1 protein-coding gene is annotated in these 2,975 nt (G+C 71.2%); it reads left to right on the top strand.

Annotation, left to right across the window (positions count from 1 at the left end; translation table 11 throughout):
• Positions 1-40 precede the first annotated feature (40 nt).
• The coding region (locus VJT49_RS13810; protein WP_324165192.1) for a type I polyketide synthase at positions 41-2,975 on the top strand (2,935 nt) is incomplete at its 3' end.

The raw sequence follows: 2,975 nt of genomic DNA, 5'->3' as shown, positions 1-2,975 counted from the left end.
GCGATCGCATCCGTGGCTGGCGGATCACGCTGTTTCGGGTGTGGTGCTGCTTCCGGGGACGGCGTTCGTGGAGCTGGCCATCCGGGCGGGCGACGAGGTCGGCTGCCCCGTCCTCGAGGAACTGCTGATCGAGGCGCCGCTGGTGCTGCCGGAGCAGGGTGCGGTGACTCTGCAGATCACCGTCGGCGACCCCGATGACGGCGGCCGCCGCACGGTCGATGTGTACGGCCGCGACGACGCCCAGGACGAGGGCGCCTGGACACGGCACGCGACGGGCAGGCTGACCGGCGCCGAGTCCCCGGCCGCCTTCGAGCTGACGGCGTGGCCCCCGGCGGAGGCGGAGCCGGTGGACCTCGCCGGGTTCTACGACTCCCTCGGCGAGGCCGGGTACGAGTACGGCCCGGCTTTCCAGGGCCTGCGGAAGGTGTGGAAGCGCGGCGAAGAGGTCTATGCCGAGGTGGCCACTCCGGCGGAGACCACGAAGCCGGCCGGGTTCGGGATCCACCCCGCACTCCTCGACGCCTCCCTCCACAGCATGAACTTCACCTCGCTCGCCGAGTCGGCGGATGGCAGGAACCTGCTGCCGTTCGCGTGGAATGGTGTCACCCTGTACGCGTCCGGCGCCTCGACGCTGCGCGTGCGGACGACGTATACCGGCTCGGACACCCTGTCCCTCGACGTCGCGGACCAGACCGGTGCGCCCGTCGCGTCCATCGCTTCGCTGACCCTGCGCCCGGCCGCCTCCAACCAGGCCGCCACCGTTAATTCCCTGTTCCACGTCAGCTGGAGCACGGCGCACCTCCCGGAGGCGCCGGAGACCGATCAGGAGAACTGGGACGCCGTCGAGGTTCCCGCGGGGCCAGGGGATCTCGCCGGAGTCCGCGCCACGGTCGGACAGGTCCTGAGGACCCTGCAGGACTGGCTCGCCGAGGAGAAGCCGGAAGACGCGCGCCTCGTGATCGTCACGCGGAACGCGGTCGCGGTGCACGAGCCCGAAGAGGTGCGCGATCCGGCGGCCGCCGCTGTCTGGGGCCTGATCCGGTCCGCGCAGTCGGAGGATCCGGACCGCGTCGTGGTGATCGATCTCGACGACCACGCCGAGTCGCGGGCCGCCGTGCCCGCGGTCGTCGCATCCGGTGAACCGCAGGCGGCGATCCGCGCGGGCGTCGTCTCGATCCCGCGCCTGACGCGAACCACTGTGGGCGACCGCCAGTCCGCGTCCCTCGAGCCCGAGGGCACGGTCCTGATCACCGGCGGCACCGGGACGCTGGGCGCCGTGGTGGCCCGCCACCTGGTGGCCGAGCACGGGGTGCGGCAGCTGCTGCTGGTCAGCCGGCGCGGCTCCGCGGCCGACGGGGTGGCGGACCTCGAAGCCGAGCTGGCCGGGCTGGGCGCGCAGGTGCGCGTCGCCGCGTGCGACGCGGCGGACCGGGACGCGCTGGCGGCGCTGCTGGCGAGCGTCCCGGCGGATCGGCCGCTGACGGCGGTGGTCCACGCCGCGGCGGACCTGGACGATGGGGTCGTCTCCGCCTTGACTCCGCAGCGTCTGGACACCGTGTTCCGGCCCAAGATCGACGCTGCCGTGAACCTGCACGAGCTGACCGAGGGGCTGGACCTCGCCGCGTTCGTGCTCTTCTCCTCCGGCGCCGGCGTGCTGGGGAACCCGGGGCAGGCGAACTACGCGGCAGCGAACGCTTTCCTCGACGCGCTCGCGTACCAGCGCAGGGCGCAGGGGCTGCCCGCGGTGTCGCTCGCATGGGGTCTGTGGGAGCAGGTCACCGGCCTGACCCGGAACCTCGGGCAGGCCGATCACGGACGGCTGGCGAGCGGCGGGCTGCGCGCGCTGACGTCCGACGAGGGAATGGCGCTCTTCGACGCCGGTCTACGTTCGGACGAGGCCCTGCTGGTGCCGATGCACCTCGACGTCACCGCGGTCCGGGCGTCGAGAGAGGCTGTCCCCGCTCTGCTGCGGACGCTGACCGGACGGGCGGGCAGGCGATCGGTGCAGGACGTCGCGGCCGACGCCGACTCGTTGCTGCATCGCCTGGCGGGCCTGTCGGACAAGGAACAGAGCCGGGTGCTGGTCGAGCTGGTCCGCGCCGAGGCCGCGGTCGTGCTCCGGCACGCCACCACGGACATGATCGAGGCCGACCGCGCCTTCAGCGACGTCGGGTACGACTCGCTGACCTCGGTCGAGCTGCGCAACCGCCTGAACGCCGCAAGCGGGGTGCACCTCCCGGCGACGCTGCTGTTCGACTACCCGACTCCGCTGGCGGTCGCCGGGTACCTGAAGGAGCGGCTGTCGGGCAGGCGAGCGCCCGTGGCGCCGGTGGCGGTGGAAACCTCCACTGTGGACGATCCGATCGCGATCGTGGGGATGTCGTGTCGTTTTCCGGGTGGGGTTTCGTCTCCGGAGGAGCTGTGGGACCTGGTCTCCGGAGCGGGCGACGCGATCGGTCCGTTCCCGGAGGATCGCGGCTGGGACATCGAGTCGCTGTACGACCCGGATGTCGAGCACCGCGGGACCAGCTACGTGCGTGAGGGCGGTTTTCTCAAGAACGCGGCGGAGTTCGATGCGGGGTTCTTTGGGATCAGTCCGCGTGAGGCGTTGGCGATGGATCCGCAGCAGCGGTTGTTGTTGGAGACGTCGTGGGAGGCGTTCGAGCGGGCGGGTATCGACCCGACTTCGCTGCGGGGCAGCGATGTCGGCGTCTTCGCCGGCGTGATGTACCAGGGTTACCTGCCAGAAGCGGGATTGGTGCCGGAGGAGATCGAGGGCTATCTCGGGACGGGTAACTCCGGCAGTGTGGCGTCGGGTCGGGTGTCGTATTCGATGGGGTTTGAGGGGCCGGCGTTGACGGTGGATACGGCGTGTTCGTCGTCGTTGGTGGCGATTCACCTTGCTGTGCAGTCGTTGCGTCGTGGTGAATGTTCGATGGCGTTGGCGGGTGGTGTGACGGTGATGGCGACGCCGG

Source organism: Amycolatopsis sp. (genome assembly GCF_035276945.1).
In the GTDB taxonomy this organism is placed as follows: Bacteria; Actinomycetota; Actinomycetes; order Mycobacteriales; family Pseudonocardiaceae; genus Amycolatopsis_E.
Note: the sequence above shows the minus strand (reverse complement) of the source record. Positions and strands in the feature narration are given on the sequence as shown.